10 protein-coding genes are annotated in these 13,937 nt (G+C 53.0%); 5 read left to right on the forward strand and 5 right to left on the reverse strand.

What is annotated here, in order from left to right:
• Window positions 1-273: 273 nt before the first annotated feature.
• Entirely contained in the window at window positions 274-1,812 is a 1,539-nt protein-coding gene (locus ABIC79_RS08670) for a DUF3300 domain-containing protein (protein ID WP_015690482.1), read from the forward strand.
• Between the two features lie 17 nt (window positions 1,813-1,829).
• Window positions 1,830-2,687 carry a DUF2950 domain-containing protein gene (locus ABIC79_RS08675; protein WP_013577091.1) on the forward strand — a complete coding sequence of 286 codons (858 nt, stop codon included), beginning with the start codon at window positions 1,830-1,832 and terminating at the stop codon, window positions 2,685-2,687.
• A gap of 69 nt (window positions 2,688-2,756) precedes the next feature.
• On the opposite strand, the gene ABIC79_RS08680 is transcribed toward ABIC79_RS08675, so the two are convergent.
• Window positions 2,757-3,758, reverse strand: coding sequence for a zinc-binding alcohol dehydrogenase family protein (locus tag ABIC79_RS08680; protein WP_013577090.1), 1,002 nt, complete (start codon window positions 3,756-3,758; stop codon window positions 2,757-2,759).
• A 100-nt stretch (window positions 3,759-3,858) separates the two neighbouring features.
• Between ABIC79_RS08680 and ABIC79_RS08685 the strand changes: the two genes are divergently transcribed.
• Window positions 3,859-4,767 (forward strand): LysR family transcriptional regulator, encoded by a 909-nt coding sequence (locus tag ABIC79_RS08685; protein ID WP_354566819.1) that lies wholly within the window; start codon window positions 3,859-3,861, stop codon window positions 4,765-4,767.
• A gap of 64 nt (window positions 4,768-4,831) precedes the next feature.
• Here the strand turns inward: ABIC79_RS08685 and ettA are convergent, their stop codons facing one another.
• The 3 genes from ettA to ABIC79_RS08700 form a co-directional block, all read right to left on the reverse strand.
• Window positions 4,832-6,499 carry an energy-dependent translational throttle protein EttA gene (gene ettA, locus ABIC79_RS08690; protein WP_015690481.1) on the reverse strand — a complete coding sequence of 556 codons (1,668 nt, stop codon included), beginning with the start codon at window positions 6,497-6,499 and terminating at the stop codon, window positions 4,832-4,834.
• 203 nt (window positions 6,500-6,702) lie between these two features.
• Window positions 6,703-7,383, reverse strand: coding sequence for a transcriptional regulator RcsA (rcsA, locus tag ABIC79_RS08695; protein ID WP_013577087.1), 681 nt, complete (start codon window positions 7,381-7,383; stop codon window positions 6,703-6,705).
• 323 nt (window positions 7,384-7,706) lie between these two features.
• Window positions 7,707-10,445 carry a cation-transporting P-type ATPase gene (locus tag ABIC79_RS08700; RefSeq protein ID WP_126125181.1) on the reverse strand — a complete coding sequence of 913 codons (2,739 nt, stop codon included), beginning with the start codon at window positions 10,443-10,445 and terminating at the stop codon, window positions 7,707-7,709.
• Window positions 10,446-11,042: 597 nt separating this feature from the next.
• Here ABIC79_RS08700 and sltY point away from each other — a divergent pair.
• A complete protein-coding gene (sltY, locus tag ABIC79_RS08705) occupies window positions 11,043-12,962 on the forward strand; it encodes a murein transglycosylase (RefSeq protein ID WP_173362118.1) in 1,920 nt (639 codons plus the stop codon).
• 56 nt (window positions 12,963-13,018) lie between these two features.
• Entirely contained in the window at window positions 13,019-13,354 is a 336-nt protein-coding gene (gene trpR / locus ABIC79_RS08710) for a trp operon repressor (protein ID WP_013577084.1), read from the forward strand.
• Between the two features lie 23 nt (window positions 13,355-13,377).
• Here the strand turns inward: trpR and yjjX are convergent, their stop codons facing one another.
• On the reverse strand, window positions 13,378-13,911 hold the full coding sequence (yjjX, locus tag ABIC79_RS08715; RefSeq protein ID WP_013577083.1) for an inosine/xanthosine triphosphatase: 534 nt from the start codon (window positions 13,909-13,911) through the stop codon (window positions 13,378-13,380).
• Window positions 13,912-13,937: the final 26 nt, after the last annotated feature.

A 13,937-nucleotide genomic window follows, 5' to 3' on the forward strand; every position in this document is an offset into this window, starting at 1 on the left:
TATATATTATTTATCTCTCACAATTATTAATTAATTGATCTGATTATCTTTTCTGGTCATTTTATTAATTCAGTTTGTAACACTGTAAAATTAAATATCCTTATTATTCATTGGATTGTGTGTGTGCTTTTTTTAAGGCTTTTTATTGCGCATTTTATGCGTAAATCCCTGACATGAAATAAAAATACAGTGGCGGCCGTTGAGTTTTATTTATCCGATTATACTCATTCAATCTGCCTCTCATTCCCGCTGAGGCTTTCTAAGGTGATCCGAATGAATTTATCATTCAAGCCCTGGGGTATCGCAGTATTGTGCGGCGCAGGGGCATTTGCTCTGGCCAGTGTGATGTTTATACAAGGCTGGCTTCCGGTCAGCAGTCAGGCCGAAACCACGGCGCAGACTGCGCCTCCGCCTGCATCAGCCGCCGTTCCTCCGCCAGCAGCCCCGGTTCCTGCACCCGTTGCACCTGCGGCATTTACACAAGCTCAGCTCGACCAGTGGGTGGCTCCTGTTGCGCTTTATCCTGACAGCCTGCTTTCACAGGTACTCATGGCATCGACTTATCCCACTAACGTGATTCAGGCAGTACAATGGTCACGCGACCATCCGCAAAACCAGGGCGACGCTGCCGTCGCTCAGGTGGCGAATGAGCCGTGGGATCCGAGTGTGAAATCGCTGGTGGCTTTCCCGCAATTGCTGGCGCTGATGGGAGAAGATCCGGCATGGGTGCAGAATCTGGGTAACGCGTTTCTGGCACAACCGGACGACGTGATGAATACCGTGCAGAAATTCCGTCAGGTGGCACAAAGCAGCGGGGCACTGAAAAGCACGCCGCAGCAGACCGTGACAGTCAAACCTAAACCGGCGGCACAAAGCAGCTCAACCACTGTGGTGAAAAGTGCGCCTGCGCAGCAAACCATCGTGATTGAGCCAGCGGATCCTCAGGTTGTTTACGTACCGAGCTACAACCCGAATGTGGTGTATGGCGCATGGCCGACACCAGCCTATCCGCCGGTGTATCTGCCACCTCCTCCGGGACAGCAGTTTGTTAACGGTGTGGCGTCTGGCATCGGGTTTGGTGTCGGTGTGGCAGCGACTTATGCCATTTTCGGTAGTATTGACTGGGACGATGATGATCATCATCACGATGATTATGATCATCACGGTGGTTCGCAGAACAATTATGTCAATGTGAACGTCAACAATTACAACCGTATCTCGGGCAACAATAATGGGATCAACCCTGCTGGAAATGCGAATACCACGGGCTGGCAGCACAATCCGACCTACAACGCAGGGCTGCCAAATCACGGCGCAAACCTGAACGGTGCGACACAAAACCAGGTGCTGAGCAAGGCGGCGCAGCGTAATAACTATCGTGGTTTCGACAACAACGCGGTCGGGCGTAACAACGGCGGTGTGCAGAATCAAAATGTGGATCAGCGCCGTCAACAGGCGGCATCGGTGATGAATCAGCATCAGAATACGCTGCAGACACAGGGGCATACCCAGCAGCGAAACCTGCCGCATTCAGCACCGGCTGCCGGTATGCATAATCCGGCCAGTCGTCAGGTGCCGCAGCACCAGCCACTGTCTCAACACAATGCTAAGCGCCAGCCAGTACAGCAAATCAACCAGCATCAGCGGCAGAATCTTAATGCATCACGCAGCACGGCATTCAGCGGTAACTCCAGCCGCGGGCCGTCGTGGCAACAGCAGCAATCGCGGGGTAATCAGAGCCGCGAGCATATGCGGAACTTCCAGCAGTCACGCCCTGCCAATACTGAGCCAGCTCATTTGCACCGTCGCTAGACTGACGAGGAAAAGTCATGAAGAGATTGCGTAATTTTTTAATTTCCACAGGTCTGATGTTGCTGCCTTTAACCGGTTTCGCACAGCAGACGTTCACCACCCCGGAACTTGCCGCGCAGGCACTGGTAAAAGCCATTGAAGCGCACGATGATGCGTCTATGCAAAAGCTTCTCGGGAATAACTGGCAGGAGTATCTGCCGCCAAAAGAGGTGGATCCGGATGAGGTGGCGCGTTTTCTGCGTGACTGGCATATCAGCCATAAAATCGCAGAACACGGCGACACCGCACACCTGAATGTCGGGCCGGAAAACTGGCAGTTGCCGATCCCGATGAAACACACGGCGCAGGGCTGGTCATTTGATATGGCCGCCAGTGCCGCCGAAATCGAAACCCGTGCTATTGGCCGCAATGAGCTTTCCGCCATTCAGGCGGTTTCCGCTTACGCCGATGCGCAGCACGAATATCAGCAGATTGCCGGGCAATATGCTCAGCGCTTTATCAGCACGGAAGGCCAGCATGACGGCCTGTACTGGCCGGTGAAACAGGGCGAAGCGCCCAGCCCGTTAGGTCCGGCCTTTGGCAATGATCAGCCGGGATCGGATTATCACGGCTACTTTTACCGCATCCTCACCGCGCAGGGCGCAAACGCCAGCGGCGGAGCGTACAGTTACATCGAAAATGGCAAGATGACCAAAGGTTTTGCGCTGATCGCCTGGCCGGCGGTTTACGGCCATACCGGCGTGACCAGTTTTATGATCAATCAGCAGGGCGAGGTATATCAGCAGGATTTAGGCGAGCATACCGACGCTGCGGCAAAAGCGATCACGGCGTTTGACCCCGATGCCAAATGGCAAAAAGTGGACGATGGCGAATAGGGGACATACGTGAATGAAAAAGCCCCGCCATGAAAGTGACGGGGCTTTTCTTTTAAAGCGGCATCGTGCTTAGAAGGCGACGACGACTTTACCTTGCATATGGCCGTCGAGCACTTTGGCATGGGCGGCTTCGATGCTTTCCACTGTCAGGCCAGAAAGGGTTTCACTCAGTGTGGTTTGTACTTTGCCTCCATCAACCAGCGCCGCGACCTGCTTAAGAATTTCGCCCTGTTCGGCAATATCCGGCGTGGTAAACATGCTGCGGGTGTACATCAGTTCCCAGTGCAGTGCGGCACTTTTCAGCTTCAGTTTATTCATATCCAGCGGATGTTCATTTTCAACGATGGTACAGATGTGGCCCATCGGTGCGATCAGATCAGAGATCGCTTCCCAGTGACCGTCGGTGTCATTCAGGCACAGAATGAAATCCACCTGTCTGATGTCGTGTTTGGCCAGTTCACCTTTCAGATCTTTATAGTTCACGGTCAGATCCGCACCGCGATCCAGACACCATTGTGCGGATTCCGGACGCGAAGCAGTGGCAATAACTTTCACTTTGCTGCGCAGTGACGCGAACGGGATCGCAAGCGAACCCACGCCACCGGCCCCGCCGATGATCAGCAGGGTTTTATCGGCAGACGCGTCCTGAATTTTAAGGTGCTCGAACAGTGCTTCCCAGGCGGTCAGCGTGGTTAACGGCATGGCAGCGGCTTCAGCCCAGTTCAGGCTTTGCGGTTTGACGGACACAATACGTGAGTCGATCAGTTGTTCTGTCGCGTTGCTGCCGGAGCGGGTGATATCCCCGGCGTACCAGACTTCATCACCGGCTTTGAAGTTTTTCACTGCGCTGCCGACGGATTTGACGATGCCGCTGGCATCCCAGCCCAGCACTTTTGGCGCGTCCAGACCGCTTTTTTGCACGCCTTTATGCACTTTGGTATCGACCGGATTGATCGACACGGCTTTCACTTCCACCAGCAGGTCGTAATCCTTCGCGACGGGTTGTGGCAATTCAACAGCAATAAAATGGGCCGGATCTTTCGGGTTTACGGCAATAGCTTTGATTGTCATGTTCTCTCTCTCCGTTAGGTATAGAGACAGTCTAGTCCTCCGGCGGGAAGCTGATAAGATGGACAATAACTAACAAAGTGTTCGTCTGAGGTGAACAATCATGTTTAAACAGTTGCAGGATATGGCATTGTTTGCGCTGGTGGCGGAGTGTGGCAGCTTCACACAGGCCGCAAGCCGCGCAGGATTGCCCAAATCGAGTGTCAGTCATCGCATCAGCCAGCTGGAGAAGTCCATCGGCCTGCGGTTGCTGAACCGCACGACGCGACAGCTTAATCTGACGTTCGCCGGTGAACGCTACCTGATCCACTGTCAGGAGATGATGCAGGCCAGCGAACGGGCAGAACTGGCCATCCGCCGTTTACGCGATAACCCGAGCGGACGGCTGCGGATCACCAGTCCGGCGGGACTCGGCGCGACGTTGCTGGCGCGCATGAACGTTGAGTTTCAGAAGCGTTATCCCGATGTGTCGCTGGAAGTCTCCGTTTCCGATGCGCTGGTCGATCTGGTGCAGGAAGGGTTTGATATCGCGCTGCGTACGGGTAAACCACAGGATTCCTCGCTGATTGGCCGCGAACTGGGGCACAGCCCGCGTTACCTGCTGGCTTCGCCGGCGTATCTGGCGCAGCATCCGTCTCTGGATTCGCCGCAGCAACTGGCGTCGCATCACTGTATCGCGCACCGGGCGTGGTCGGAATGGGTGCTACATCGCGGCGACACCTGGCACCGCTGGCTGCTGCCTGCGGCGCATACCACCGACAATTTGTTGTATGCGCGGGAATGCGCGCTGGCAGGCGCAGGTATCACGCTGTTACCGGCATTTTTATGCCATGACGAAGTGGCGAAAGGCACACTGGTGCGCGTGTTACCGGAATGGGAAGCGGAAGGGAATGATCTGTATCTGGTCTATCCGGGACGAAAACTGAATTCTCCGGCACTGGCCTGTTTTATTGAGTTTATGCTGGAAGAATACGGCTTTGCGAAGAGTTACAGCGAGGCGCTGGCAGGCTAGATTTCAGTGAATTGAAGGCATAAAAAAGGCCCGTTTCCGGGCCTTATATTCAGGCGAAAGATGATTACTTGATCATCTTTTTGTACTTGATGCGCTTCGGTTCTAACGCTTCAGCACCTAAAGTACGTTTTTTGTATTCTTCGTATTCGGTGAAGTTACCTTCGAAGAATTCGACTTTACCTTCATCCTGATAATCGAGGATGTGCGTCGCGATACGGTCGAGGAACCAGCGGTCATGGGAAATGACCATCGCGCAGCCAGGGAACTCCAGCAAGGCGTTTTCCAGCGCGCGCAGGGTTTCGATGTCGAGGTCATTGGTCGGTTCATCGAGCAGCAACATGTTACCGCCAACCTGCAGCAGTTTTGCCAGATGCAGACGACCACGTTCACCACCGGACAACTCGCCAACGCGTTTGCCCTGATCAACACCTTTGAAGTTGAAGCGGCCCACATAGGCGCGGCTTGGCATTTCAGTGGTGCCGATGCGCATGATGTCCTGACCACCGGACACTTCTTCCCATACGGTTTTGCTGTTATCCATGGAATCACGGAACTGATCCACAGAGGCCAGTTTCACGGTGTCACCCAGCTCGATGGTGCCGCCGTTCGCTTCTTCCTGACCTGACATCATACGGAACAGCGTGGATTTACCGGCACCATTCGGGCCGATAATGCCGACGATTGCGCCTTTCGGCACGGAGAAGGACAGGTCGTCGATCAGAACGCGATCACCGTAAGACTTGCTCAGGTTTTTCACGTCGACAACTTTGTCGCCCAGGCGCGGACCCGGTGGAATGAACAGTTCGTTGGTTTCGTTACGTTTCTGGTATTCGGTGTTGTTCAGCTCTTCAAAGCGTGCCAGACGTGCCTTGCCTTTAGACTGACGGCCTTTCGCGCCCTGACGAACCCACTCCAGCTCTTTCTCAATAGACTTACGACGGGCCGCTTCAGAAGACGCTTCCTGCGCCAGACGTGCATCTTTTTGTTCCAGCCAGGTGGAGTAGTTACCTTCCCACGGAATACCTTCACCGCGGTCAAGTTCCAGGATCCAGCCTGCCACGTTATCGAGGAAGTAACGGTCATGGGTAATCGCCACAACGGTGCCTTCGAAGTCATGCAGGAAGCGTTCCAGCCATGCCACGGATTCGGCATCCAGGTGGTTGGTCGGTTCGTCGAGCAGCAGCATGTCCGGCTTTTCGAGCAGCAGGCGGCAAAGTGCCACACGGCGGCGTTCACCACCGGACAGGTTTGCCACTTTCGCATCCCAGTCCGGCAGACGCAGCGCATCGGCGGCACGTTCGAGCTGGCTGTTCAGGTTATGGCCATCATGTGCCTGAATGATTTCTTCCAGCTTGCCCTGTTCGGCCGCCAGTTTGTCGAAATCAGCGTCCGGTTCGGCGTACAGCGCATACACTTCATCGAGACGTTTTAACGCGCCAACGACTTCAGAAACGGCTTCTTCCACGGACTCACGCACGGTGTGTTCCATGTTCAGTTGCGGTTCCTGCGGCAGATAACCGATTTTCAGATCTGGCTGCGGACGTGCTTCACCTTCGATGTCAGTATCGATACCGGCCATGATGCGCAGCAGCGTGGATTTACCTGAACCGTTCAGACCCAGAACACCGATTTTGGCGCCAGGGAAGAAACTCAGGGAGATGTTCTTAAGAATATGACGCTTCGGCGGAACAACTTTGCCGAGGCGATGCATGGAATATACGTATTGAGCCACGTTGTTTTGAGCCTCTTTCTCTGCGGGCCGCGCGCTGTCTGCGAAGGGCAGGCGCTGCGGCAAATTAAAGCCAGCCCCGCCTGATTGCGGCATGACTGATAAGGGTTCCGACTGCGAAGTTTAGCGTGTTTCAGTCGGGTTCCCAACCATCAGGTTCACAGTAAGGCAAGAATGTTGCTGGCAGGCGGCAGGTGGCGGAGAAATCAGCCGAATGGAATGGTGAATTCATCCGTTTCGCGGTCCGGGCGCAGTGGCTGAGTACGCCCGACAAACATCCCGGATGTCAGAATATCGGTGAGTTTAACAACATGATAAATAGCCTGTTTATTCTGAGTTTTTACTTTACGCTTGATATTGCCTTTGTGTGACGCCACCGTTTTTTGCTTGATATTCAGGTGCTGAGAAATGTTTTGCGTGTTCAGCCCCGACATCCACATTTTCAGAATACTGGATTCAGTCCGGCTCAGGCTGACCGGCGTGAGATCCAGCGGTTGTTCCGTTTCTGCCGAGCGCGCCAGCAGCAGGTTATGGGCAATCAACTGATAAATAGTGGCTGTCCGGATGGATTTTGACAAAATAATGATGTTTTTACGGATCGGCACATAGTTCTGATAATTCAGGTTTTCCTTGGAAATGAAAACAAAAAAAAGCGTACCGGGATGCGCGTCGATCACCTCCCGCAGAACGTGACCTGATTGCGCATCAGACGTAAAGCAATCTTCATTCACGAAGATGATTTCAGGCGTCAGGGAATTGCACGTCGCTTGCAGTTCGTCGATGTCCTTAAGCGAAAGAATATCTTTCGGATGTTGTCCGTTTAATTGCAATAGCGAATGCAATGCCAGCTGTGTGTAATAGCACTTATCTACAATGAGCGATGACATTGTGTGTTACCTGTTTGTTGGCCTTTGTTTGACTGCGGTACAGCCAGAGAGCTCGTTTTTATAAAACTGATCGTATAGCGATGGGGCATTCCCGTAAAAGTTGCCGGACGCTGGCCAAACTAACATTGCTGTGAGAAGGGATGCCCCTGGAGAGAGTAATAAGGCGCTAAAGAATTGATGTAAATCAGCAGAATGGGCTTTGGGACGTTTTGTGAGATCTTTGAGACGAATTGAGCGGGGAAAAGACTAAAGTTTCAGAATTGTGACGTTTTTTATGTGAAAAAGCCAGGTTACACAAGGTAACCCGGCATAAGCATAAATCGTCAGACTTTCTTGCGGATGAAGCGGTTAACCAGCCATTTCTCGATTTCGACGATCACGAAGATCATCGCGCCAACCACCAGCGTGATACCCCAGAATTTCAGGGGCATCGGCACGGTGCCAAACAACTGGTTCATGACTGGCAGATAAATCAACGCCAGTTGCAGGAGCAGTAAGACACCGGAAACAATCCATAACCCTTTGTTGACGAACACTTCGCGCGTCAGCGGGAAACGGTCCATTACGCGGCAGTTAAACATATACACCCACTGCGCGGTGACCAGCGTCTGTAACAGCACGGTGCGGATCAAATCGCTGCTGTAACCACGCGGTTGCATCCAGGCTTCCAGCACAAAGGCACTGCAGGCAATCAGAATACCCACGAAGGCGATACGCCAGACAGCATGCAGGTCGAGGACGTGCTGACCCGGCGCGCGCGGACGGCGCCTCATCATGCCTTTCTCACCCGGCTCAAAGGCCAGACCGAAGGACAGCGTGGTCGACGTCGCCATGTTCATCCACAAGATCTGAACCGGCGTTAGCGGGATGACTGCCCCGGCCAGAATGGCCAGGATAATCAGTAGTCCCTGCGCGAGGTTAGTCGGCAGAATAAACAGAATGGTTTTCTTCAGGTTGTCGTAAACGCGACGACCTTCCCTGACCGCGCTGGCGATGGTCGCGAAGTTGTCATCGGTCAGCACCATGTCAGCGGCTTCTTTGGTAACTTCGGTGCCTTTGATCCCCATCGCGATACCGACGTCAGCCTGTTTCAACGCGGGCGCATCGTTGACACCGTCACCGGTCATTCCGACCACTTCACCGTCATCCTGTAACGCTTTTACCAGCCGTAATTTATGCTCGGGACTGGTACGGGCGAAAATATCATACTGGCTGGCGGCAGCGGCCAGTTCTGCATCATCCATATGCTCGAGCTGGTAACCGGTGATGGAATCACTGCTGTTGCCAATCCCTAACATTTTGCCGATGGCCATCGCGGTTTCCTGATGGTCGCCGGTGATCATCTTCACGCGGATCCCGGCCTGCTGACACTGGGCAATCGCATCAATGGCTTCCGGGCGAGGGGGATCCATCATGCCAGCGATACCGACAAAAATCAGACCCTGTTGCAGATGGCTATGGTTCAGGTCGCCACCGATTTCCGGCTCATCTTTCAATGCCGCAGCGACCATGCGCAGACCCTGACGGGCATAGCGCGCCATCTCTTCTTCCCAGTATTCCCGGCGGAAAGGCTGCACGCCGTTTTCGGTCAGTTCAAACGAGGCTAAAGAGAACAGTACGTCCGGTGCGCCGGTCACGAACAACCGGGTTTTGCCGTTGATGCGTTGCAGTGTCGACATGTATTTGTGTTTGGAATCGAACGGGATTTTATCCAGCGGCTCGACTTTGCCGGTATTCAGGTTTGATTTCGCCGCCAGCACTTTCAGTGCGCCGGAAGTCGGCCCGCCGGTAATGCCCCAGTGGCCTTTATCGTCCTGCATCAGTTGGCTGTCGTTGCATAAATCAACTGCAGTGATGAAGGTATTGAGCACCGGTGTATGAGTGACATCAATCTGTTGCCGGGTTTGTGCGTCAACAATCCGGCCTTTAGGCTGATAGCTTTCGCCTTCAACCTGATAAGCGCGGTCTGCCAGAATGACGGCTTTCACAGTCATTTCATTCATGGTCAGCGTGCCGGTTTTATCCGAGCAGATAACCGTCATGGAGCCGAGTGTTTCGACTGTCGGCAGCTTGCGGATAATGGCGTGATTACGCGCCATCGACTGCACGCCAAGGGAGAGAATAATCGAGATAATCGCCGGTAAACCTTCGGGAACCGAAGCCACGGCCAGGCTAATCAGCGACAACAGCAGTTCGCCCAATGGCATATCGCGCAGGATAAAGGCGAAGACAAACAGGAACGCCATCATCAGCAGAATCAGGGCGAAAATGCCTTTGCCCAGTTTGTCGATTTGCTGCAACAGCGGGGTGCGCTGCGGCGTAATCGACGACATCATCTGGTTGATGTGACCCAGTTCGGTGTCTTTACCTGTGGCATAAACCACACCGGTTGCGGTGCCGCCACTGATCATGGTGCCGGAGAACAGCAGGTTGTGGCGGTCGCCGATCATGACTTCATCGTCAATGACCTGTGCGTTTTTCACCACCACGGTGGATTCACCGGTCAGAATGGCTTCTTCGACCTGCAGGTTATGCGCGCTGACAATGCGCAAGTCCGCCGGGATTTTATCTCCCGGGCGCAACTGCACGATATCACCGGGCACCAGCTGGTCGGCATTGATGGTTTGTATCTGTCCGTCACGCATGACAACTGCCTGACTTGACAGCATATTCTGAATGCTTTTCAGTGATTTCTCAGCGCTGTTTTCCTGCAAAAAACCGATCAGCGCATTGATGACGGCCACGCCCAAAATCACCAGCGTGTCGACCCAGTGTCCCATGGCTCCGGTGACGATGGCAGCCGCGAGCAGGATATAAATCAGGACATCATTGAAGTGCGCCAGAAAACGCATCAGGGCGCTTTTGGCGGCTTTTTCCGGTAAGGCGTTCGGGCCATATTCTTTCAGACGCTCGCTGGCATCGTGCCGGGTCAGGCCATTCTCGCCAGTTCCCAGACGCTGCATGGCGTCGTTACCACTAATCTGATACCAGTTTTTGTTTTCTGTCGCGACAGAAGAAGAGGGGCTGGCATTCGTTTTTACAGATGAAGTTGAGTGAGTCATATACTTTTCCATAAGCCATGAACTGCGCTGCTATTAATATTTCAATCCTGACGGCGAAATAGTGAATATCAAAAAATCAATTTTACAATAGGGTGTGATCATAATTAATTATCTGGGAATAAATTTGATCTGAGCCAATAAATACTTTTTTTTGTATCAACGTTAATGGATAAATTTCTTTAAAAACAGATTGATAAGTACTTTAGGAATTTCGGTATTAATTACACTTCATTTAGGGTTTGTTTAGGAATTAAATATCTAAGTAAATTGAAGTAAGTAAATCTCAGTTTTGTCAGCGTGGTTATTTTGGTTGAAATGGTAAGGGTGCTATCTATTGGCGTTTTACCGGGCAATACCCGCTAATTAATTGCGGATATTGAATCCTGAGAAATTATTCCCGCCGCCACGTTCTGTGACAGAAAATAGATCTGCCGCTGTCTGGTAACTGTCCGTCGCTTGCACCACACTGTGTAAAGTTTGTGATGCTGTCCGCACATCGCTTCAATTTTAAAAATGAATCGATTAGCGTAGTGGCTGTCTACAGAATGCAAAACAGTTTCGGCACAACCCGTGAGGATAAAGGTAAGTATGGTCAAGGTGGACAAATGGCACTCTCTGGCAATGAGCGTGTTGCTGGTAACAGTATCGGGCGTGGCGAAAGCTGACTCGCTGGACTCGCAACGCCAGCACTATATGCAGATTAAACAGGCGTGGGATAACAATCAGTTGGACGTCGTCAGTCAGCTGATGCCCACGCTGGAAGATTATCCGCTTTACCCTTATCTGGAATACCGGCAACTGACGCAGGAACTGGGCGATGCCACGCCCGCGCAGGTGAATGCCTTTGTTAAAGCCAACCCGACATTGCCGCCTGCGCGTTCCCTCCCGGCCCGCTTTGTGAATGAGCTGGCGCGTCGTCAGGACTGGAACAGTTTGCTCTCTTTCAGCCCGCAGCCGCCGAAACCGGTCGCTGCGCGTTGCAACTACTATTACGCCAAATGGGCGACCGGCGATCAGAAAACCGCGTTTGATGGCGCGAAAGATATCTGGCTGACCGGCACGTCACTGCCGAATACCTGCGACAAGCTGTTCTCCGTCTGGCAGGGCGCAGGCAATCAGACTGCATTGACTACGCTGCAACGCATCGGCCTGGCGATGAAAACCGGCAATACGAATCTGGTGAACTTCCTGGCGAAGCAGTTACCGCCGGATTACCAGACCATGCGCGATGCGCTGCTGGATTTACAAAATAACCCGAATACCATTGAAAGCTTTGCGCGCAGTGTCGGGCCGACTGATTTTACCCGCAATGCCACCAGCATTACGTTTGCGCGTATCGCCCGTGATGATGCGGAAAATGCCCGTTCGATGATCCCCGTTCTCGTGCGTCTGCAGAAGATGAGCGACAGCGAACGTCTGGATCTGGAAGAAGCTGTCGCCTGGCGCTATATGGGCAGCGACGCCACACCGGAACAGGCGGCATGGCGCGATAACGTTATTCTGCGCAGCCATTCCACCACGCTGGTGGAGCGTCGGATTCGTATGGCGCTGGCCGCCGGTGATCGTCAGGGACTGAGACAGTGGCTGGATCGTTTACCTTCGGATGCCCTGCAGGAAGATGAATGGCAGTACTGGCGTGCGTCAGTGATGATCGACAACGGTCAGCGCTCACAAGGTGAAGCGATGCTGCGCACATTGATGAAGGGGCGGGGATTCTATCCGATGGCCGCCGCGCAAAAGCTGAATGTTGCTTATCCGATGCAAATTTCTGTGGCTGCAAAGCCTGATGCCAGCATTGCGAAATTGCCGGAAGTCGCCCGCGTTCGTGAACTGATGTACTGGCAGATGGACAATCTTGCACGCACTGAATGGAGCTATCTGGTCAGCAGTCGTTCTGAATCTCAGCAGTCGGCACTGGCGCGTTACGCTTTCGAGCAGAAATGGCCCGATCTCAGCGTGCAGGCGACCATTACCGGCAAGCTTTGGGATTATCTTGAAGAACGTTTCCCGCTGGCGTGGCCGGATGAATTCCGCCGTGCGACCAATGACAAAGGCATCACGCAAAGCTACGCGATGGCGATTGCCCGTCAGGAAAGCGCATGGAACCCGAAAGCCCGTTCGCCGGTAGGAGCCTCTGGTCTGATGCAGGTGATGCCTGCGACAGCGCAGCATACCGTGGATATGTTTGGTTTGCAGGGTTACAGCAATCCGGCTCAGCTGCTGGATCCGCAAATGAACATCACCATCGGTACCAGCTATCTGGAATATGTCTATCAGATGTTTGGCCGCAACCGTATTTTATCCAGCGCTGCTTACAACGCCGGGCCTTCCCGTGTGAATACCTGGCTGGGCAACAGCGCGGGCAGGGTGGATTCGGTCGCGTTCATTGAGAGTATCCCTTTCTCCGAAACTCGCCGATATGTTAAAAATGTGTTGGCATATGATGCATTTTATCGCTATTTTTTACATCAACCGGCCAAGATTTTGACGGATGCCGAATGGCAGAGGCGTTACTGATCCCGTATCGTTTATGATAAGCTGTTGTACTAGTTTAATAGTATGGCAGCCCAATCATGAATCAACGACCCATCACTGACCCTGCTCTTTCCCAACAAGGCAATGAGGACTGGCAGTGCTTTCTGGCACTGCTACAGCAATCTTTTGCTGAAAATCTGCATCAGGATCTGCTGCAACTGCTTCTGACGCCCGACGAACGTGCGGCGCTGGGAACGCGGGTACGCATTATTCAGGAGCTGATGCGGGGAGAGATGAGTCAGCGCGAACTGAAAAGCCAGCTGGGTGCCGGTATCGCTACGATAACCCGGGGATCGAATGGCCTGAAAACGGCTCCGGCAGCGCTAAAGGATTGGTTGAGCGGGCAACTGCTGGCAGACAAAACGGGCGAATGAAGTGCCCGTTTCAGTCTGAAATTTTAATGGGTCTGGGCGCGGGTTTGATAAACCGGGTTATGAAAAGGCGCTAAAGCCAGCACCAGTGCCTGATGATAAACGCTGGTGCGGTTCAGTTTCCCGGCGGTAAAAATGCCGATGGCGCCGCCTTTACGCTTCACCTCTGCGATACCCGTCAGTTTTTCCATCTCATCCCCCAATTCACTGCCCTGGTTGATCCCCTGTAAAATGATTTCAGGTAACATTAAACTGGCTGAACGTGATTCGCCGCGCTGGTGCATATTCTCAATCACCATCCAGGCGAATGTCATATTGTCTTCGATACCCGCTTCCACGCCGACCCAGAAGTCTGCTTCGGGACGAACCTGACGCGCACCGATTACACGATGGCGTGCCCCGGTACGGGTTTCATTACTGCCAATAGGTTGATTTGGAACACCACTGTCGACATCAACGCCTTCAATGCGAAATGCCTCAGCGCCGAAAATGTCTTCAAAAGCCATGGCGATAGCTTTGATTTTTGCCGGGTTAGTGGTTGCAGCGACAACATGATACATAGAGTTTTAGCATCCTTTAGCAAATT

This window comes from Rahnella sp. 2050, assembly GCF_040544515.1.
In the GTDB taxonomy this organism is placed as follows: domain Bacteria; phylum Pseudomonadota; class Gammaproteobacteria; order Enterobacterales; family Enterobacteriaceae; genus Rahnella; species Rahnella aceris.

Coding starts and splice junctions, on each gene's coding strand:
- ABIC79_RS08670 (WP_015690482.1), top strand. CDS start 274: ATGAATTTATCATTCAAGCCCTGGGGTATCGCAGTATTGTGCGGCGCA.
- ABIC79_RS08675 (WP_013577091.1), top strand. CDS start 1,830: ATGAAGAGATTGCGTAATTTTTTAATTTCCACAGGTCTGATGTTGCTG.
- ABIC79_RS08680 (WP_013577090.1), bottom strand. CDS start 3,758: ATGACAATCAAAGCTATTGCCGTAAACCCGAAAGATCCGGCCCATTTT.
- ABIC79_RS08685 (WP_354566819.1), top strand. CDS start 3,859: ATGTTTAAACAGTTGCAGGATATGGCATTGTTTGCGCTGGTGGCGGAG.
- rcsA (WP_013577087.1), bottom strand. CDS start 7,383: ATGTCATCGCTCATTGTAGATAAGTGCTATTACACACAGCTGGCATTG.
- ABIC79_RS08700 (WP_126125181.1), bottom strand. CDS start 10,445: ATGACTCACTCAACTTCATCTGTAAAAACGAATGCCAGCCCCTCTTCT.
- trpR (WP_013577084.1), top strand. CDS start 13,019: ATGAATCAACGACCCATCACTGACCCTGCTCTTTCCCAACAAGGCAAT.
- yjjX (WP_013577083.1), bottom strand. CDS start 13,911: ATGTATCATGTTGTCGCTGCAACCACTAACCCGGCAAAAATCAAAGCT.